This is a genomic window from Streptomyces sp. NPDC087422, assembly GCF_044744145.1.
Classification (GTDB): domain Bacteria; phylum Actinomycetota; class Actinomycetes; order Streptomycetales; family Streptomycetaceae; genus Actinacidiphila.
In genome coordinates, this window is record NZ_JBIUXT010000004.1 from 490,114 (window position 1) to 510,604 (window position 20,491).

The 20,491-nt window shown below is 64.5% G+C and carries 13 protein-coding genes and 1 pseudogene; 12 read left to right on the plus strand and 2 right to left on the minus strand.

All coding sequences use genetic code 11. The features are described from left to right. Window positions 1–244: 244 nt before the first annotated feature. Together ACIO6U_RS15450 and ACIO6U_RS15455 are read left to right on the plus strand one after the other, a co-directional pair. Window positions 245–5,959, plus strand: coding sequence for an FG-GAP-like repeat-containing protein (locus ACIO6U_RS15450; protein WP_401719203.1), 5,715 nt, complete (start codon window positions 245–247; stop codon window positions 5,957–5,959). Beyond that, complete coding sequence (locus ACIO6U_RS15455) at window positions 5,953–6,507, plus strand: hypothetical protein (RefSeq protein ID WP_401719206.1); 555 nt, start codon at window positions 5,953–5,955, stop codon at window positions 6,505–6,507. Before ACIO6U_RS15450 ends, ACIO6U_RS15455 begins: the two co-directional genes overlap by 7 nt. 225 nt (window positions 6,508–6,732) lie before the next feature. On the opposite strand, the pseudogene ACIO6U_RS15460 reads toward ACIO6U_RS15455, so the two are convergent. After that, a pseudogene (locus ACIO6U_RS15460) lies at window positions 6,733–8,186 on the minus strand (UvrD-helicase domain-containing protein). A gap of 25 nt (window positions 8,187–8,211) precedes the next feature. Further along, window positions 8,212–8,739, minus strand: a complete 528-nt coding sequence (locus ACIO6U_RS15465; RefSeq protein ID WP_401719209.1) for a hypothetical protein — start codon at window positions 8,737–8,739, stop codon at window positions 8,212–8,214. A 255-nt stretch (window positions 8,740–8,994) separates the two neighbouring features. On the opposite strand from ACIO6U_RS15465, the gene ACIO6U_RS15470 reads away from it, so the two are divergent. From ACIO6U_RS15470 to argE, 10 genes are all read left to right on the plus strand, one after another. After that, a complete protein-coding gene (locus tag ACIO6U_RS15470) occupies window positions 8,995–9,360 on the plus strand; it encodes an ATP-binding domain-containing protein (protein ID WP_401719212.1) in 366 nt (121 codons plus the stop codon). Window positions 9,361–9,565: 205 nt separating this feature from the next. Beyond that, the gene (locus tag ACIO6U_RS15475) at window positions 9,566–9,901 is read left to right on the plus strand and encodes a hypothetical protein (RefSeq protein WP_401719215.1); all 336 of its coding nucleotides are present in this window, start codon (window positions 9,566–9,568) and stop codon (window positions 9,899–9,901) included. 160 nt (window positions 9,902–10,061) lie between these two features. Then, entirely contained in the window at window positions 10,062–10,922 is an 861-nt protein-coding gene (locus ACIO6U_RS15480) for a glutamate racemase (protein WP_401719218.1), read from the plus strand. Between the two features lie 66 nt (window positions 10,923–10,988). Beyond that, window positions 10,989–12,227 (plus strand): MFS transporter, encoded by a 1,239-nt coding sequence (locus tag ACIO6U_RS15485; protein WP_355342783.1) that lies wholly within the window; start codon window positions 10,989–10,991, stop codon window positions 12,225–12,227. Window positions 12,228–12,422: 195 nt separating this feature from the next. Beyond that, window positions 12,423–13,790 carry a PLP-dependent aminotransferase family protein gene (locus ACIO6U_RS15490; RefSeq protein ID WP_401719221.1) on the plus strand — a complete coding sequence of 456 codons (1,368 nt, stop codon included), beginning with the start codon at window positions 12,423–12,425 and terminating at the stop codon, window positions 13,788–13,790. A gap of 709 nt (window positions 13,791–14,499) precedes the next feature. After that, complete coding sequence (locus ACIO6U_RS15495; protein WP_401719224.1) at window positions 14,500–15,276, plus strand: VOC family protein; 777 nt, start codon at window positions 14,500–14,502, stop codon at window positions 15,274–15,276. 775 nt (window positions 15,277–16,051) lie between these two features. Then, window positions 16,052–16,936: a transcriptional regulator gene (locus ACIO6U_RS15500; RefSeq protein ID WP_391052725.1), complete on the plus strand. Its 885-nt coding sequence runs from the start codon at window positions 16,052–16,054 to the stop codon at window positions 16,934–16,936. A 228-nt stretch (window positions 16,937–17,164) separates the two neighbouring features. Continuing rightward, complete coding sequence (locus ACIO6U_RS15505; RefSeq protein WP_401719226.1) at window positions 17,165–18,091, plus strand: hypothetical protein; 927 nt, start codon at window positions 17,165–17,167, stop codon at window positions 18,089–18,091. 30 nt (window positions 18,092–18,121) lie between these two features. Further along, entirely contained in the window at window positions 18,122–19,042 is a 921-nt protein-coding gene (locus ACIO6U_RS15510) for a TauD/TfdA family dioxygenase (protein WP_391052731.1), read from the plus strand. Window positions 19,043–19,136: 94 nt separating this feature from the next. Next, on the plus strand, window positions 19,137–20,354 hold the full coding sequence (gene argE / locus ACIO6U_RS15515) for an acetylornithine deacetylase (protein WP_401719229.1): 1,218 nt from the start codon (window positions 19,137–19,139) through the stop codon (window positions 20,352–20,354). Window positions 20,355–20,491 lie beyond the last annotated feature (137 nt).

Genomic DNA, 20,491 nt, shown 5'->3' on the forward strand with positions numbered 1-20,491 from the left:
GGGTGACACGTACACCGGGTGGACCAGTCCGCCTGATGACGATGGCGAGGTCGATCCTCTGCCGGCCTCTACGCCTGTGAGTCCACGGCTTGTGACGAGCGGGTGGCCGGGGACAACCAAGTGGACTGCAGAGGCGGGCTGGAGTGGTGCGACGAGACCGGTATACATTCGGCTCGATCTCTTCCAGGCGTCCAATAACCAGCTCGTCGACTCACGTATTTCCAACATATTTAACAATGAAGACGTGGATACCTTCGGCGTCTGCCTTCAGTGGATCCAAGGCGGTCCGAAAGATTGGCCGCAGACCTGCAGTTGGGATGTCGCCGAGGGTGTAATAGCCGGGAAGAACGGAACTCCGTACTACGGCAAGCTGTACTACGCGACACAGTCCACTATTCATTACTATCAGATAAACAAGGACACGTTCCAGGAGTATTCGCTTCCGAGTGCGTGGACCGCGCCCGCGACGACGCCGACGGGGCCTGCTTTCTACACCCCTGGTATCCCGGGGGGTATGGACGGCCAGTGCTCCTGCTCGCACCAGTCCAGCCGGGCGGATCCGGTGAACACCGCCACGGGGACGGTGACGGAGACGGTCACGGATGCGTCAGTCCCGGGGGCCGGGGTGCCGTTTACGCTGGCGCGCTCGTACCGGTCGGACGCAACGGCGACAACGGGCCTACTGGGCCAGGGCTGGTCTCTCGCCTTCGAATCGGCGCTGACTCCTGCGAGTGACAAAGCGACTTTGGTCGATTCCGATGGTGCCCGTGTGGTGTTCACGAAGAACGGTGACGGGTCGTACTCGACGCCGAAGCCCGTTCGCTACACGCTTGCGGCCGTGTCAGGGGGTTTCACCGTCACGGCCTTGGACCACAGCACCCGTAAATTCGATCAGGCGGGTCGGCTGGCATCGGTCAAGGACAGTGACGGCCGGGGTCTGTCCCTTGGCTATGCCTCCGGTGTGCTCAATGCGGTCACCAATGCGGCTGGCCGTACGGCTTCCCTCAACGTCGATGCCGCCAGCGGCCGGCTGAACGCGGTCACACTGGCCGACGGCCGTTCCGTGCACTATTCCTATACCGGCGGCCAGTTGACCGGGGTCACCGGCATCGACAATGGCGTGACCCACTACACCTATGACACGGCGGGGCGGCTGGCGACGATCGTGGACCCAGCAGGCCACACGGTCACACAGAACACCTACGACCCGACAACCGGGCGGATATCTCAACAGCTCGACGCCGACGGCAAAACGACCACGTTCACCTGGACACCCACCGCGGATGCGCCGCCCGGCTCAGGTGAGTCGGACATGACGGATCCCAACGGTGGTATCTGGACGGACGTCTACCGGTTCGGAGTCCTGCTCAACAGCTATGACCCGACCGGCCATGGTCCTCGGCGCACCTACGATCCGCAGCTCAACGTCACCGAGAACAGCGACGGCAATCGCGCCTCGACCGAACTGACTTATGACGGCCATGGCAACGTGAAGTCGGCGCAGGCCGGCGATGTGTCGGAGTCATGGGTCTACGACACCTCCGACCGGTTGACCTCCCACACCGACGGCCGTGGTCACACGACGACGTACACCTACGACGGGTCCAGCGACCGGGTGCTGTCGGAGTCGGGGCCGCCCGGTGTGACGACGTACACCTATACGGCAGCCGGTCAGGTCGAGACGATGACCGAGCCGGGCAACCGGGTCACCCACTACGGGTACGACAGCGCTGGGAATCCGACATCGACGACAGACCCGGAGGGGAACGTCGAGTCCTCGACGTACGACAGTGCGGGCCGGATGACGTCGCAGACGGATCCGCGGGGCAATGTCGCGGGGGCGGACAAGGCCAAGTTCACCACCACGTACGTGTATGACACGGCCGGTCGGCTGAAGACGCAGACCGATCCGCTGGGGCACGGGACATCGTACACCTACGACGACAACGGCAACGTCCTGACGACAACGGACGCGCTGAACCGGGTGACTACGTACGGGTACGACAAGTTCAACCGTCAGACGTCGGTGACCGGGCCGGACAACAAGGTGTCAAAGACCGAGTACGACGCCGCCGGAAATGTGTCCGCGACGATCGACACGGCTGGGAACAGGACCAGTTACACCTACGACAAGGCCAAGCGGCAGGTGTCGATGACGTCGCCGCGGGGCAATGTCGCGGGAGCGGACAAGGCGAAGTTCACCACGACGTACGGCTACGACGGCAACGGTAACCGCACACAGACCGTGGACGCGTCCGGTGCCACGACGACGACGGCTTATGACGCGCTCAACCGCGTCCTCTCGGTCACCGACGGCCTGAACCACACCACGAAGACCAGTTATGACGGCAATGGCAACATCGCTTCGACGACGGATGCCCGTGCCAAGGTCACGACGTACACGTACGACGATGCGGACCGTCAGCTCACCGTCACCGACCCGCTGAACAGGGTGACCACGGACGCGTATGACGCGGTCGGCAACCACATCAGCCAGACCACACCTCTGGGCTTCGTCACGTCCTGGACGTACGACTTCGACGGCAGGATGCGCACACAGGTCGACCCTCGCGGGAATGTGGCGGGTGCGGACAAGGCGAAGTTCACCACGACGTACGACTACGACGCGGCCGGCAACCAGACGAGGGTGACCGACGCGCTCGGCAAGGTCACGACGACCGACTACGACGCGGCGAACCGCGTTGTTGAGGTCACTGATCCGTTGAGCCAGGTCACCAAGACCGAGTACGACGAGCTGGGGCGGATCAAGAAGGTTACCGGTCCGGACGGTGCGGTCACCGGCTACACGTACAACGTCAGCGGCACGCTGGCCACGCGCACGGACGACAACGGGCACACCACGACGTACGGATACGACGACGCGGGTCGGCAGAACGGGGTGACCGACCCGCTGGGGCACAAGCAGTCCGTCGAGTTCGACCAGGACGGCAATCCGGCCAAGGTCACCGACGCGCGCGGCATTGTGTCCACCACGGCGTTCGACGGCCGGGGCCTCGCGACCGGTACCACGTACAGCGACAGCACCCCGGCGGTGGCCTTCACTTACGACGCGACAGGGCAGCGAAAGACCGTCACCGACAGCTTGGGCACCCGTACCGACGGCTACAACGAGAACGGACAGCTGACGTCGGTCGCCCCGTCGGCGGGCAAGGGCACGTTCGCCTACACCTACGACGACGCCGGGCAGCTGTCCTCCAGGGCCCAGGATTACACGGCCGGTGCGGCACTGGACTGGTCCGGTGCGACCCAGACGGTGACGGCCGATCTGAACGGTGACGGACTCACCGATGTGATCCGCACCGACGCGCACGACACGATCCGCACCTACCTCGGCCGCCAGGACGGCACGTTCTCCACCGGCAGCACGTTGACCGGCACCGGTACCGGGTTCAGCCAGGTGCTGCCGATCGACTACACCGGGGACGGGAAGGTCGATCTGCTGGCGATCGACAAGTCCACCGGTCACCTGTTCCGGTACAACGGCGACGGGTCCGGCGGTTTCGCCGCCGCGTTCGACCTCGGTCAGGGCTGGGGCGTGATGACGCTGACTGCCGGGGACTTCAACGGTGACGGCAAGCAGGACTTCCTGGCGGTCAGTTCGTCGGCGAATGCCATGTACTTCTACCCCGGCAACGGCACGGGCGGGTTCGGCGCCCGCACCACGGTGGGTCCTGGCTGGGCCACGTACCGGCTGATCTCGCTGGACTACAACAGCGACGGCAAGCAGGATGTCCTGGCGATCAATTCCGGTGACGGGCACCTGTACTTCTATCCCGGCAAGGGCGACGGCACCCTGAACACCCGCACCGACCTCGGCGGCGGCTGGAACCCGATGTACCTGGTGCCGGGCGACTTCAACAAGGACGGCAAGACCGACTTCCTCGCCCGTGACACCACCAACAATAAACTCCGCTTCTACCCCGCCACCGGCACGGGCGGCTTCGGCACCTACATACTCCAGACCGCCGACTGGACCACGTTCGGCACACCGGCACCCGGTCAGTTCAACGCCGGCACCACCCTGGACATCGTCGCCACCGACACCAGCAACCACCTGCGGCTGTTCAGCGGCGACAACGCCGGACACCTGACCGGCGCCACCATCGTCACCGCCCCCGCAACCGGCAGCAGGACGGACTACACCTACGACGACGACGGTCGCCAGACGTCGCAGAAGTCCGGCGGGGGGACCACGAACTTCGGCTACGACCAGACGGGCAACCTCACCTCGACCGTCATGCCGGGCGCCAACGGCTACACCGAGAAGCGCAGTTACGACCGCGACGGGCGGATGACGGCGATCGGCTCGACCAAGGGCGCCACCACCCTGGCGAACTGGCAGCTCACCCTCGACAGTGCAGGGCAGCCCACGCGTATCGACGCCGACCGGCTGGGCAAGCCGACCAGCTACCAGTACTACACCTACGACCCGGCCGGCAGGCTCCTGACCGACTGCACCGCCGCCACCCAGGCCGCCAGCTGCCCCAACACGGCCACGGGCACAACCTACGCCTACGACGGCGTCGGCAACCGCACTACCGCCACCGCCAGCGGCGCCCTCACCACCTACACCTACAACGACGCCGACCAGCTCACCTCCACCCTGACCGGTACCACCACCCGCGCCTTCAGCTACGACAACGACGGCAATCAGACCGGTGCCGGTGCCACCACCTACAGCTACGACGCCAACAACCACCTCACCGGCCTGACCAACGGCAGCTCCACCTACGCCTACACCTACGACGCCGACGGCAACCGCACCACCGCCGCCACCAGCGGCGCCATCCAGCGCACCACCGTCTGGGACACCAACTACACCCTGCCGCAGGCATCGTCGGACTACAACGCCACCGGCTACCTCATCGCGAACTACCAGTACAACCCGCTGGAACAGATCCACGCCCAGACCAACAGCAACGGCGCCAGCTTCTATTACCACCACGACCAGCTCGGCTCCGTCACCGACCTCACCGACGCAGCCGGCGCCCTCCAAAGCAGCTACACCTACACCGCCTACGGCGAATACACCCAGACCGACACCGCCACCAGCCCACCCGCCAACCCCTTCAACTACACCGGCCAATACCGCGAACGCACCACCAGCGCAGCCGGACTCGACCTCCGAGCCCGCAACTACGACCCCACCCTCGGCCGCTTCACCACCACCGACCCGCTCACCGCCCCAATCAACAAGCCAGCCGAATCGCGATATGCGTACGCCAGCGACTCCCCGACCTATGAAACGGACCCGACCGGCGCCAGCCCCGCCTGCACACATGTAGTCCTGGCCAAGTTCGACTGCTCGTACGGGATCTCTGGAGGGCTCTACGAAACCATCGCGGAATATAATGACTGCGCCATGGAAAGCAACGCCGACGTCTCAGCAGACCGGACAGCAGGAGAAGCCCGGTTCCGCATGGAGGAAAATTTCATCTTCGGTGAGATGAAACGAAACATCAATTCCCCTATAGCCAAGGCGGTTCGCTTCGGAAATCAGGCTCTGGTAAACATCCTTGGGTTCCCCGCTGCCGGCCCTGGTTTTGAAATCGGAAGCGCGGCCCTCTGGGCCGACAAAGTCCGTCCTGGTGGGCAGTGGGACCACAAGCCGATTCTGCAGGCCATGACAGGGGGACGAACCTGGGCTCAGGTTCCAGGAATGCAGTTGCAGGTGCTTTATGACATCTGGTCAAATATTCATTACGGCTTTGTCGGACGTAGCGTCAAATTCAACCGCCAGGCCCTGGAGATCGGACAGCAGTTGCCTGGCACCGGCCATACTGACCCCGGGGATCTTTCCGTAAGCGGCCTGGGAATGAACCTGTGGGACGATTATGGCGCAGGGCTCACCTTCACGGAGTTCGATAAATCCCTTTTGCACTGGGTGAGAATCAACGCCACAGCCGGGTTCGATCAGATAAAGTATGCCGGGTGGTGAACATCCGAAGAGCAGCCGTCATCGCAGCAGTCGTCATAGCTGCTGTCCTGGTCACTGTCGTCGTTGTCCACAAGTCCGCAGGCGGCGACAGCAGGCAGCGGCGGGACATGCTTTTGCCCTCGCTGCGCGGGCCTCAAGACTGGAGCAATACAAAAGCGCATGATTACGCCATCAGCCGATCGGTCTCTCGCAGTTGGAACCGTGGTCCAGATGACTTCACCGAAGTAGTCTACGGGTTCGCATCCGAGTCAGCCGCAAAGCGAGACTTCCGTTCATCGTCGCCAGAAAAAGTGAATCCGGACGCTTACCCGAATGCCAGCACGTACGACATCGGAGCCCGAGCCGAGAGTGCAGACCAGGCACAATTCACATGCGGCGAGCGGGAGCAAGATGAATGCGTGACCTGGTGGGCATGGCTGCGCTTCAATGACGTCAACATCACCCTCAGGTACAGGCACGACCCAACCGACCCTCACGCACTCAGCGATACGCAACTCGCCACCATGGTCAACAACGCCATCACAGACCTATCGACACTCGCACACTGAAAATCGCATCCAAATCGAACGGGGAAACCGCCAGAACCTGCCCGACCGCAGCACCCCACAGCAGGTAAGAACACCGACGGAATTTATTGGCATGGACTGCTGCAATGGACGTCGCTCCTGGCATCCCGGCTGTGCGTGTTGCTCCCATGCGTGGTCGGCGGAGGGGCTGCAGGGACGCCGCCACGGTAGACAGATGGAGCCAGCCCAAGAAGACGGGAAGGCCGTCTATCCGATGGTGGCCGTGTCGGGGTAGCGGTCGATCCAGGACAGGCCGGTGCGATCTAGGAGGTTTTGGGCGCGGGTGACAGCGACGTAGGCCAGGCGGGCTTCAGCGCTGTCGACGGGTGCGGGGATGGGGGTTCCGTCGGGTCCGGGCTGGTCGGTGTCCTTGGGCGGGGCAAAGTCGGAGGCGATCTGGACGCGAGACCATTCGCGGCCCTTGGCTTTGTGGGCGGTGGAGACGGTGACCAGGCAGGTTGTTTCGTCGTGGAGTTGGCTGACGGCGGTCAGGATGGCGTGGACTCCGTGTTTGTCGACGAGGCCGACCAGGGGTTGGAGGTCGTGGGCGGCGTAGTCCTGGACGGCGCCCCAGGTGGGGAAGAGCACTAGTTCGGGGTGGGTGGTGCGGCGGCCGTCTTTGAGTTCGCCGGCGGCAAGGGCCAGGGGGCGCAGGGTTCCTCCGCCGCCGACCAGGGCGGTGCGCAGGCCGGCCTGGAGGAGGTGCAGGACTTCGTTCATGGCGCCGACGTCGGTGCGGCACAACACGGCGTCAGGGGCGGAGCAGGGCCCGATCGTGGTGGGGACATGTTCGGTGCCGGTCAGGCGGATCGGAGCGCCGGCGGCGGTCAGCCAGCGGTTGGCCTCGTCGGCAAGAGCGGGTCCGAAGCGGAAGGAACGCGGCAGGGCCAGGGCAGTGCCGTGGAAGCCGGTCATGACATCGCGGGCACCGCGCCAGCCGTAGATGGCCGGGGCGTAGTCACCGACCATGACCAGCTGCATGCGGTTCCGCTGGTCGAGGAAGACCTGTTCGACGACGGGGTTGGTGTCCTGCGCTTCGTCCAGGAGCATGAAGTCGCCGTCGATCCGCGGGCCGGTCAGTGCCCACAGTTTGAGGTAGTGGTCGTGGTCGAACCGGACCTTCGTGCCCTCGGGGTCGCGCAGGTCGTCCCAGGCTCTGCGGGCGTAGGGGGTGATGTGGGCGGCGAGTTCACGGCGCAGGCCGGGGTCGTCCAGGCCGCGCAGTGCGGGGACGTGGCGACGGTTGATGTCGGTGTCGGCGGAGTGGCAGAACCGGGCAACGGTGCGCAGCACGGTGTAGGAGAGCGTTCGGGGGGTGATCTCGTGCGGTCCGATCCGGACCGGACCGGTGATGCCGAGATCCTGGCCGGTTTTCCAGGCAGGCACGCGCGGGGCATTGAGGCGGTGGTGGTAGCGGTGGCCGAGGGCCCGGTAGGCCAGGAGTGGGCGGTGGTGCAGGTGGCCGTTGCGGGGAAGCGGGTGGCGGCGTCGGTGGCGATGGCGTGGTTGTAGGCCAGGTAGCGGCCACGGCGCGGCGTGCGGGTGGCGAGCATGGACAAGGTGGTGGTCTTGCCGGTACCGGCACTGGCCTGCACCGCAAGGTGGTCGCCGGCTTCGAAGGCGGTCGCGGCGGCTTCCTGCTCGCCGGTGGGGGTGGGCACGTCAATCTCCAAGGGGCGCAGGGTCTCAGGGGTGTTCCCGCCGGGGCGGGGAAGCGGACGTCGGCGGGTCCGGCGAAGCAGTGGGATCCGTGTGGCTGGGCAGGCGGGTGCGGATGTGCTGGTGGTAGACGGCGGGGTCGAACGGTTCCCAGTCGGCCAGGACGAGGTCGGCGGCCCCGGGGACAGCGGCGTGGCCGGAGCAGCCGAGTACGCGGGCCAGTTGCGCGGCGCGTTCGGGCTGGGCATAGAAGACGTCCCGCCCCCCAGCGGAGGAGCGTGTGCGGGCGGCGCGAGTGCGGGCGGGCAGGGCGATGCGGTCCATGAACGATCCGTCGTGGGCACGCAGGGCCTGCAGCAAGGTGAGCAGGTTCGCGAACTGCGAGTCGTGGAGCAGGCCGGCGATGTCGGCACCGTTGTGGAGGTAGACGGGGATGACCAGAGTGGTCTTCTTGCCCGCACCAGGGGGCTGGCGCAGTCCGCGGCCGATGGCCTGGATGGCGTCGATGACGCAGTAGCGGGGAGCGGCGAAGACCACCGCGTCGACATCCGGCATGTCGACGCCTCGTTGAGGACCCGCACGTTGGACAGCACCGCGCAGTGCCGGGCACTGTCGGCGAAGTCCTCCAGGAGGTCTCGGCGTTCCTCGCTGGGCTGGCGACTGTGGATGACGCGCGACCACAGGCCGTCGATGTGAACCGGGCTGCCCGGGTCCAGGGCGGCGGCGGTGTCCGGCAGCCAGCCGGAAAACGCGTCCGCGAGGGCGATGCGGTTGTGGAAGACCAAAGTACGCGCGGGGGGCTTGGCGTAGATGTGGTACAGCGCGGTGAGGCTGTGGGTCGTCAACACCGCCAACCGCCATCTGCCCGCTTACCATGCCTCTACTACCCGGTCCAAGGAACCCAGGAAGTATGTCGCCAACGGTGAACTCGGCGTCTTCACCGGCCAGTTGAAGTCCGGAGAGATGCGCAAGGCACCGTGGCAAACCCAGGTGGAGTTCTCCTCCCAGCCCGGGTGGCGGATCACCTGCCGCAGCGGCAGCAGGGATGAGCCCGCGCTCGAACTGGCCTGGGCGCTGACGATCCACAAGAGCCAGGGAAGCGAGTTCGGCACCGTGATTCTGATGCTGCCCGCCCAGGCCCGGGCGTCACCCGCGAACTGCTCTACACCGCGCTGATCCGGCAGACCCAACGGTTGATCATCTGCCACGAAGAACCGCTGGAGGACCTGATCGCCTTGTCCTCTCCAACAGCCTCCGGCGCCGCCCGCCACTTCACCGATTCTCTTCAACCCCAGCCGACTGGCCCCTGCCAAACCCTCAGGGCGAGCCCATCGGCGTCTTCGACTCGAATCTGATCCACCTCACCCACCTCGGCCTCGCCGTGCGCAGCAAGAACGAGGTCATCATCGCCGACCTCCTCGACCGGCTCGCTCAGGGTCGCTGGGCGTACGAACAGCCGCTGACCCTCGACCGCCAGACCCGCTACCCCGACTTCGCCATTCACACCGACGACCCCGATCGCCCGCTCTATTGGGAGCACCTCGGCATGTTCAACAATCCGCACTACGCCGCCCGCTGGGACGCCAAGCGCCAGGGGTACGCCCAGCACGGGATCCTTCCCGGCCCCGGCGGCGGCCCCTCCGGAATCCTGCTGGTCACCGACGACCGCGACGGAGTCTACGAGCCCGCCTGGGAGGCGGAGTTCAAGGCGCTCTAACGGAGCCAGTGCCCTCCACAACACCCGTCGCCGACCCCGGTCCTGACCCGGCTGATCGAGCTCAAAGCCACTTCGGGCCAATTGGATCTGTCCTTCGTACCAGCCCGCGCCGCAGACTGCCGCTGGTGATGTCGAAGAAGCTACGCGGGAGAGTGCAGGCATGACAGGGAGTTCCCTGAGCCACCAGTTCGGCGGGCATCCGCACGCGTCCGGTAACAGGCAGCCTCGTGTCGCCATCATGGATGTGGGGTTGGGCATGTTGGCCACAGCCGCAGCGGTTCGACGATTGCGTCCTGATGCCGATCTGGTGCTGGCTACCGATCCGGATGGCATGCCCTGGGGGGTGCGCTCCCCGGAGGATCTGCGAGGGCGGGCGCTGATGGTGGCTGAGTCGGCCTTTGCCTATGAACCGGACTTGTTGATCGTTGCCTGCAACACGGCGACTCTGCATGCTCTGCCTGCTATCAAGGAATACCTCGAGCCGAGAACGCGCGTGGTGGGGACGTTGCCCCCAGTAGAGGCCGCAGCCGCAGCGGGTGGTCCGCTGGCGGTGTGGGGCACCGCAACGGGGATCGGCAGCCCGCAACTGCGAGACCTCATAGAACAGTTCGCGGCAGGCTTATCGGTGACGCAGGTCGCATGCCATGGTCTGTCAGATGCGATCGAACGCGCAGACAGCGCAGCCTTGGCAGATGCCATCGCCACCGCTGTGGAACGTACTCCGGTCGATGTTCAGGCGGTTGCGCTCGCATGCACGCACTACGAACTGGTCGCTCCCCAGATCCACGCAGCTTTGCAGGCCGCAGGCAGAAGCGCGCCCGTTCTCCATGGTTCGGCGGCCCAGTTGGCTGACCAGGCCCTTGTTCTGTTGGGACTTCAGCCGGACCCAGGTGTGCCAACGACCGGGAGTCTGACGGTCTTGCGCAGTGGCCGGACGGAGTCTCTTCCCCAGGCTGCAGGCGCATACCTGGAGGGCCGCGTTTTGCAGTCATTCCCCGCTGTGGACACAGGCGTGGCCTGACGAGCCGTAGCTGCTGCGCCGGAGCCCCTTTTCCACAACTGGTCAGTTGATCCTGCTGGAGTTGGTGTGAAGCTTGCAGAGCAGGTGAGCGAACATGAGGGCGTACGTTCTGACAGCTATCGCTGGGTGGTTCTCGCGATTGCTACGTTCACCCAGGCTTGTGCTTGCTTCTTCGTCCAGGGCATCGGGTCGATCACCGTCGTCCTGCAGCGTGATCTGCATCTGAACACGACGCAGATCGGGCTGCTGGTGACTTCCGCGCAGCTGATTCCACTGGCGGGACTGCTGGTGGCAGGCGAGCTGCTGGACCGCTATCCCGAACGGTGGGTAGTGGGCGGAGGCAGTGTCATCGTGGCCCTTGGACTTTTGGCTGCGGGCTTGGCGCCCGGGTATGGGTGGCTGCTGGTGTTCTTGCTGATAGTGGGAGCGGGTTACAGCACTGCTCAACCAGGGGGGAGCAAGTCGGTGGCGTCGTGGTTCGCTCCCTCGCAGCGCGGGTTCGCGATGGGCATCCGTCAGGCCGGCTTGCCTTTGGGCGGTGCGCTGGCGGCGGCGACTCTCCCATGGCTGGCGAACTCTTACGGCTGGCGGGCCCCGCTGGTGGGCTCAGGAGCGCTGGCACTGGTCGGCGGTGCAGTCTTCATGGGGTTCTACCGCTCACCCGCTGTTTCCTCGACTCCCTCAAGGGACGGTCGCTCGGTTCGTGCGCAGGTCGCGGCGCGTTTGGACGTGGCCCGCACACCGGAGATGGTCACCATCATGCTGTCCGGAGTGGCCATGACGTCGGTGCAGTACGGGCTGCTGCTGCTGACGGAGCTTTACCTGCATGCAACGGCATCGGTGACCGCAGGCGGTGCTGCTTCCTATCTGTTAGTGGCCCTCAGCTTCGGTGTCGTCGGGCGGATCACGCTGGCAGCCTGGAGCGATCGCTCCTCCAGCCGGTCCGTACCCGTCCTGACGTGTATGAGTTGCGCGATCGCTGGTCTGGTGGCCCTGGCATGGGTGCCGTTGCATTCCGGGCTCGTGATCGGTTGCCTGATGGCCTGGCTCGGGTTCTTCGGGTTCGGCTGGTACGGGCCTTGGGTGGCCTACGTGGCGGACTGCGCACCCCCGGGCAAGTCCGGCTTCGCGCTGGGGTGGGCGATGGCGGTCAACCAGATTGCCGTGATCCTGGTGGCGCCGGCCCTTGGGTTGGTGAGAGACACAACCGGGAGTTTCACTCCCGACTGGACCGCCCTGTCCCTGCTCGCTCTTACTGCCCTGGGCGCGATCGGCTGGAAGAGCCGAACCCGCAGACCCGCCTGATCGGCTTCAGCGGTCTCACACATCGCCGAGGAACCCGTACGCCTGTGCGCCTGCCGTTGCCATCCAGGGCCCTCTGGAGGGAAGTTGACTGACCGAAACCGCCCGCCGTCCACCGCAGGTACCAAACGGAGCCTGGGGAGCAAGCAACTTTCTGCCCTGCTCCCGCAGTCCTCTGAGCGCGAACTCTCCTATCGGATGCTGGCCGATGCCATCGGCCGGCTCATCCTGGACGGACAGATCGCCCTGCGGGTCCGACTGCCGTCAGAACGCGGTCTCGCGGTTGTCCTCGGTATAAGCCGCACCACTGTCACAGCTGCCTACAACCGCCTGCGGGAGGCCGGGTTCGCGCACAGTCAGCGCGGCTCGGGTACGTGGACAGCCCTGCCCAGCGGCCGGACGCTGGCAAATATCGCCCGCACCGTCGCAATCGACGGTGCCACGATCGATCTCGCTCGCGCCGCGCCAGGTCTATCGGACGATGTCATTGCCCAGGCTCTGATCGCGGTGACACCGGATCTGGCCGCCCACGCCCGCACCCCGGGCTATCACCCGCACGGCCTGCTCGAACTCCGCGAAGCCATCGCCGCGCACTACACCGTGCGAGGTCTTGCCACCACCCCCGAGCAGATCCTTGTCACCAGCGGCGCTCAGCATGCACTCACCCTTGTCCTCTCGCTCCTCTGCGGTCCAGGCGACCGCGTTCTCATCGAAACTCCTTCCTACCCCAACGCACTTGAGGCCCTGCGCCGGCACCGGTTGCGCCCGGTGTCGGTGCCGGTCGGCGACCATGGTTGGGATACCGGTGTCCTGGACGCCACGCTGCGACAAAGCGTCCCCCATCTGGCTTACCTGATCCCCGATTTCCACAACCCCACGGGCCTGTTAATGCCCGACGCGACACGCGCCCATCTCCTGCACGTTGCGCAGCACACCGGCACCTGGCTCGTCATCGACGAAACCCTGGCCGAAGTCGCCCTCGATGTTCCGCCGCCCGTACCGTTCGCGTCGCACGCTCCCCCTCGCGATGCTTCACGCGTCATCACTCTCGGGTCGATGAGCAAGACCTATTGGGGCGGGCTGCGCATCGGCTGGCTGCGTGCCCCCTCCGACCTGGTCGACGAACTCGCCTCGGAAAGGATCGCCAATGATCTCGGCGGTTCTGTCCTCGACCAGCTCATGGCCCTGCATCTGCTCAAACAGGCAAGAACACTGCTGCCGCCCCGCTTGGAGCAACTCCGCCTCCAACGAGACGCCCTGAACGCCGCACTCGCCACGCACCTGCCCGAGTGGTCCTGGCATCTTCCCCCAGGCGGCCTGTCCCTATGGGTAGACCTCGGCCATCCGATTGCCAGCACCATCGCCGGACAAGCCCGCGACCGCGGCATCCGCATCGAGAGCGGCTCCTGTTTCTCCATCGACCCTGGTGTTTGCGAAACCCGTCTGCGTATTCCCTACACCCTGTCCCCTGCTGTATTGAACGATGCGGCCGAACGCCTTGGTGCAGCAGTCGCAGAGGGCGGCACCAGCCCGCCGCCGCGCCGCCGACCGCAATGGATTGCCTGAAGGCATGAATGGTCCCCAGCAGTCCGCTGACCCGGCTGCTGGGGTGAGGTGCGCAGGTAGGCGTGGCCGCGCTCGGCGTAATGAAGCGGATAGGTTCCCAGCGACTATCGCGGCACGTGATCAGACGGTTGTTGCGGTGAGCCCGCTGGTGACCGCCGGTCCGGGTCCTGCGGAGCGGTAACTGGGTTCGGTGACGAAGTGAGGCAAGGGTTTCCGTGCTGCAGACCGACAGGAGCCGCGCCTTGGGGGCAGGTGGGGCGGCCGTACGCGTTGCGGACATGTCCGGCCGGCAGCCGTAGCAGAAGCACAAGGCTCGGCGTAGCCGGTGGTGAGGTCGCCTTCGAAGTGCCTGGGATCCTGGATCGGCTGCTTCCACTGACCGCTGTCTGGTCAGCGTGCCGCGGCCGACGAGTACGAGTGGGGCAGTTCCTGATTCTTGCGGGCCGGCGGCTACGCCGGGAGCGAGTTGCTGGGCCGCTAACCAGATCTAGCGCGGTGGCGGTCGGCCGCACGGGCACGGGGACCGACATGATCTGCCGATGTTTGTTCAACTGCCGCGATACGCAGTTGAACAAACCGCTGTCAGGCACCAGCCATGGTTGATCGTGGATCGGGCACCGGTCATGCTGTTCTTCCAGTCTCTTCTGGAACCGCACATAGAAGAGAACCGAATCGAACACTAGACGAATTTTTATGAGGCATTCCCGAAATGACAATTCTTGGCATATCGCACATAGAGCTGTACACACAAAGGGCTTCTACCAATATCGCCTTTTTGATGTCCCGCCTCGGGTTCACACGGGTCGCTGACGTGGTTGAGGTCGACGGGAGCTCCGTTCTTCTCAGACGCGGCCAGGCCCATGTGATCGTGACTTCAGGCTGGGCGGCAGCTCAACCGGCGCGTCAGCCCGGTCCGGTGGTGGCGGGCATCGCCCTGCAGTGTGAAGACGTACACGAAACTGCCAGCGCAGCTGCCGCTTGCGGTGCCATGGTCGAATCGGGTTCACGTGGTCAGGTCATCGTGCGGACGGGCGGGATACATCACACACTCACGCTGGAAGGCCCTGAGGCAGCCCTCTCCCTGGGTCAGCGCAACTGGATACCGCATCCCCACGCCGTGGAGCAGGCGGCCCAGGCCCACATAGGCCGTATAGAACTGGATCTCGGCGGGGATGAGTTCGATATTTACTCCGCCCTGTGCGAGAAAGCCTTCACCATGACAAAAATTGACTCGCCTATCAATGGTTACCGAAGGCTCCGCTTTTACACCAGCGGAGCGGACCAGATCGAGTTCACTGTCACAGACCGCCGTTCATCGGCAGCGGGATCCAGTTCCGGCGTGACGGGGATATATTTCCTCTCCGGAGGAACATCTCCGGGAATCCAGGAAGACAGCAGGCAGGGGCTGTTGTTCGTTTCCGGTTCCATGGTGCTGGCACCAACAGTCAGCAACTGCGCAGCTGTGCTGAATTCAATGCAGAAGTGAGCGCTTCAACGTCCCGTATGCGAGTGGAGGCGGCTGTCGCAATTAACGTTAAGCGGTTGGTCTGGACTGTACCGGCGGAGGATCCGCCAGAATTTCGGCCATGCCGGGCAACGTGGCGAGGCTGGGCAGTGGACAGGGACTTCACGCTGAGATGCGCCAGGCGCACACGCTTCCGGTGCAAGGCCAGCCACGTTGGGCTCAGTTTTTCCGTCATCACCCTTGTAACGGGGAATGAGTTCTGGCCTGCCGCGGCCCCCTTCCCTCCCGTGCGGGTCCCCGCATCCAAGCCTGTGCAACGGTCCTTCTCAGGCAGTCCGGACCGGCCTGTGCGGGATTCCGGGCCGGTCTTAGCCCGGCTGGCAACCATCGCCGCATGACTGGCTGTTAGCAGCTCTAGACAGATGGCAACGATGGCACGATCATGAATGCTGCACACATCGACTGACGTATGCCCTAGACGTATTCACAGTAAGCCGGATACAACCGCCGAGAACGCACGTGGGCCGCCGGGACAGCCGGACCGCTCGGTGCAATGCCGTCGGAGCCGACTGACACTTGTTGTGTTCCTGTCGTGAGCAGCAAAACATGTCCTATTTGTGAAAAATGACCCCAAGGGGGAAGGATGTCTCAACCTGATGTTGAGACAGACGTTCCAGCACCACAGTTCGGACCAGCAGCGCGAAGAAGACCGGCCAGCAAATCCACATTGCCGACTGGCAGAGCACCGACAGCTTTCGTACCGGTCACGTCAGTTCTGCCCGGGGAGTCACCACGCTTGCGGGGGATCGACCAGGAGCACCTCAACAGGCTGGTGGAAGTGGAGGAACCTTTCCCTCCTATCGTGGTGCATCGGGTGGGCATGCAAGTGATTGACGGCATGCACCGTCTCCTGGCGGCCGTTGCGAAGGGCCTTGACGTCATCGAGGTGGAGTTCTTCGACGGGTCACCAGAAGACGCCTTCCTGCGTGCGGTCGAGAACAACGTCGCGCACGGCCTCCCCCTCTCACTCGCGGACCGGCGGGCGGCCGCAGCTCGGATCATCGCCTCCCACCCCCAGATGTCGGACCGTGCTGTCGCGGCGGCCTCCGGGCTCGGCGCGAAGTCGGTTGCCGCGATCCGCCGGCGCTTACCTGCCCCTGGACAGCCGCTGAACGCACGCGTCGGGCGCGACGGCCGGATGCGCCCCGTGAACAGCACTCAAGGACGGCTGCGCGCCGCTCAGGTACTCAAGGAAAAGCCCGACGCCCCGGTACGTGAGCTGGCACGGATTGCCGGCATTTCTCCTACGACAGCAAGCGACGTGCGTCGCCGCGTCCGAGCTGGCGAAGTGCCTGTCCCGGAGAGACAACCGCCCACCCCTGCGCAGCCGGATCCGATGCCGCCATCTGAAGGCGGGGCTCCTTCCGCGGATGAGCCCAGCAGTCTTGTGCTCGAAAAACTTCTGCGTGACCCGTCGCTGCGCATGAGAGAGGAAGGCCGGCATCTGCTGCGCCTCCTGCACGAAAACGAGGCCGCCGAGTGGCTTGACCTCGGCGCCGCTGTGCCGTCCCACTGCACGCACCTGGTACGCGATCTGGCACGCCATTACGCAGCCAACTGGCTCGAATTCGCGCAGTACGTCGAAGAGCGTGAGGGATTTTCCCCTAGACAGTCGGGGTGAGCGCTGTCCAGGTCCTTACCATGCCTGCACATGCTGAATCCATCGTTCCGGTAACAGGCAGGACCCTCCCGCCCACACTAGGCCGTTTCCCCGCCCCTGGCATCGATTCCCGATACCAGGGGCTTTGTTCACCCCGGACGGAAAGTGATGTGTTGACAGACATCATTGGTGAGGCGAAAGCTGGCACAGTCCGTTTGACCGCGAAGAACACCACCCCAGGAGCCACGTGTGATCAATCCGGATTTCTCACTCAGTCAGGATGACATCGAGAGTTTCAACGAAAGCGGATTCCTGAAGCTCAAGAGTATATTCACGGGCGCCTTGATCGAACACATGAAGAACTTGAGTGGCTCCCAGGTGGCACCGCCGTCGGACAACTACGGCACCGGATTCAGCAAGCTCAAGTACGACATCGGCAACGACGACCCCACGATTCTGGCTCTCATGAGCGACCCCGTCCTCGCGCAGACGATGATGACGCTCACCGGTACCCCGTTGTTCTTCACGCAGGGTCTCGGATTCGAGTTGGAGAAGAACAAGAGCACAGGATTTCCCTGGCATGTCGGCACGCAGAGCTTCGGGTTCCAGCGCAGGGAGGATCCAGGATTCACGATCTGGACCCCGCTGTGCCATATCGACCCACGGGGTCAGCGGGGTGGAATGGCGTATGTTTCGAAGCGAGTGCTTTCCGGCGAATTCGTCTACCAGCACATCAACATGCTGCCGGAATTCATGATTTCGGAGCTGTCGGCGGGTCACGATCTATCCTACGAGGATTTCAGTCGACTCAAGAACAGTCTGCTGAATTCGCCCGATATGGGGCGTCTACTGAACCGCTTCGCGGTCGAGGACGCCTTCGAACCCGGTGACGCCCTTGTCTTCGACAAGTACGTCCTGCACCGCAGCGTCCAACTCGGCGAAGGCCCTATTCCCTCTCGGCTTGCCTACGCGCTGCGCTTCTCCTCGATCGACGCCCGTTACGACAAGGCCCGGGTGGATGCGCTCGCGTTCCCCCGGGAGACCTTCAACTACGACGTGGGCAGCCCCTTCAACGATCACGTGGGCGAGAAGGACGGCGAGGACGTCTACCAGAGCTCGTACTTCAACGACACCCGCGAAGCACGCACCCTCGGCCGGCAGTCGGCTTTGGGCTGAGTGCACCGTCAAACAGCGGAAGGAAACACCGTGATTCCCCAGAACAGGCCGATCGTCCGTCGGCTGGCTCAGACCTTCGCCGGCGAAGTTCAGCAGCCGCCCATCACCTCCGAGAGCATCCGCGAGCTCGGCCGCGCCGTCTACGAGGCGTACCTCGACCACAAGGTTCTCGTATTCCGTGGCCAGGACATCTCGCCCCACACGTTTGCGGAGTTCGGAACCATCTTCGGGCGTCCCGAAGAGCATCACGTCGTCAAGTTGCGCCATCCTGACGAGCCGACGCTCTCGTTCATCTCCAACCAGAACGAGCCCGGCCGACCCGAGGAGATGAAGTACTCAGGGCAGGGATGGCACTCGGACTACTCGTACAAACTGGTGCCGGGCAACGCCACCATGCTGCACGGCATCGAAATCCCGCAGGAGGGAGGAGACACCCTCTTCGCAGATGGCGAAGCCGCCTTCGCCTCCCTGCCCGAGGAGCGGAAGGCCTATCTGAGGACCCTTCGCGTGCGTCACCAATACCGGTGGTCCCCGAACCGTGAGGACCCGTGGGCACGCTGGAAGTACATCGGGGAGGAGGAGCGCAAGCAGACCCCGGAGGTCACTCATCCGCTGGTCCGCCGACACCCGGACACGGGGCGCGAGACGCTATTCATCCAACCGCGCATCATCGGAAGCGTCGTTGGCCTCGATGGCTTCGACGAAAGTGAGAGTACAGCTCTGATCGAAGAGCTGATCTCGCACATCACAAGCACTCCGTTCGTCTACCGCCACCAGTGGGATCCGCTCGACGTTGTCGTGTGGGACAACCGATGTGTCCTGCACTCGGCGACGACGAAGGAGCTCGGCGGCCAGCACATTAGGCGACTGCTGCGTCTGACCACCCATGGCTCGTCCGTGACGCCCTCGGTGCCGGACGTGGGCTACAGCCGGCTGTCTGCCTCGAAGTGACACCACCGCCGTAGTCGGGGCGCTTCCAATCCCGCCGGATACGCCCCGGCACGGAAAGTCCAGTGAAGGCCCGCCGATCCGTTAGCGAGTGACCATGGCCCCCGGGATCCCTGTGACCTGCTCAAGCGATGAACTCTTCTCCCGCACACTTCGAATCCTCGCGGACCTGGTCCGTTTCGACACGACCAGCCACAAGTCGAACGTAAGCATCATCAGTTACGTCAAAGACCTGCTCACAAGCTGCGGGGTCGACAGCCAACTGCACTGGAACACCAGGCACGACAAGGCCAGTCTTATAGCGACTGCGGGCCGAGGCGGAGTCCGCGAACGCGGCATCCTCTGGTCCGCTCACACCGATGTGGTCCCGGTCGACGGACAGATCTGGACGTCCGATCCCTTCACGTTGAGAGTGACTGACAAGCTGGCCGTCGGCCGGGGCACCGCGGACATGAAAGGCTTCATCGCCTGCTGCCTGGCCATCCTCTCGGCGGCAGCCATCGATTCCCTCACCCGCCCCATCACCTTGGTCCTCACCTACGACGAGGAGGTGGGGTGTGTAGGGGCCCGCCAGCTCGTCCCCGAGCTCCGAAAGCGGTCCGAGCAAGCGATCGGCTGCATCGTCGGTGAACCCACCGGGCTCACCGTGGTGGTGGGACACAAAGGCAAGCAGAACCACCGAGTGCGTTTCACCGGCGAAGCAAAACACGCCGCCCTCGCCCCAGAGGCAGCGAATCCCATCACTACAGCATCCGCGCTTGCCATCCATGCCAGCTCTCTCAACCAGCGGTTCCGGTCCCAGGGCCCGCACGACGAGCGCTTCGGCATCCCCTACTCATGGATCAACCTCGGACGGGTTGAAGGCGGAGTCAAACCCAACATCGTCCCCGCCGTCTGCACAATGGAGCTTGAGGTGCGGGCTCTGCCCGAGCAAGGCTGCGACGACATCTCCAGCCAACTGCGGCTCTACGCCGACGGCACCCTGCTCAACCAGATGCAGGCACACACCGCCTCGGCAACCATTGAGTGGGAGCAACTGTCAGACACCCCCTGGTTCGCAATCGATGAGAATCACCCATTCGTCGAGATGGTCACTGCAACCCTCTCGAAACCGACGCCCCCGGAATACGTCGCATTCGGAACGGAAGCAGGACTCTTCTGGGGACACGCCGGAATCCCGACAGTCGTATGGGGGCCGGGCTCCATCGCTCAGGCCCACGCCCCCAATGAGGCTGTCTCTTTGGACCAGCTCAGCACATGCCTGTCCTCCTTGCAGAAGCTGCCGCTCGCCTCAACGTCCCAGACATCGCCGTAACGGTCCGTGATGTCGCTCCTTCACGAACGGGCCGATGGCACACACGAGCTCACGGGCAGGTCGGATCCACGCTGCCTCGCCGAGCGAAAAGCGCGAAGACCGCCAGTAGCCGGTGCGGTCAGGGTGAGCGATGCGCC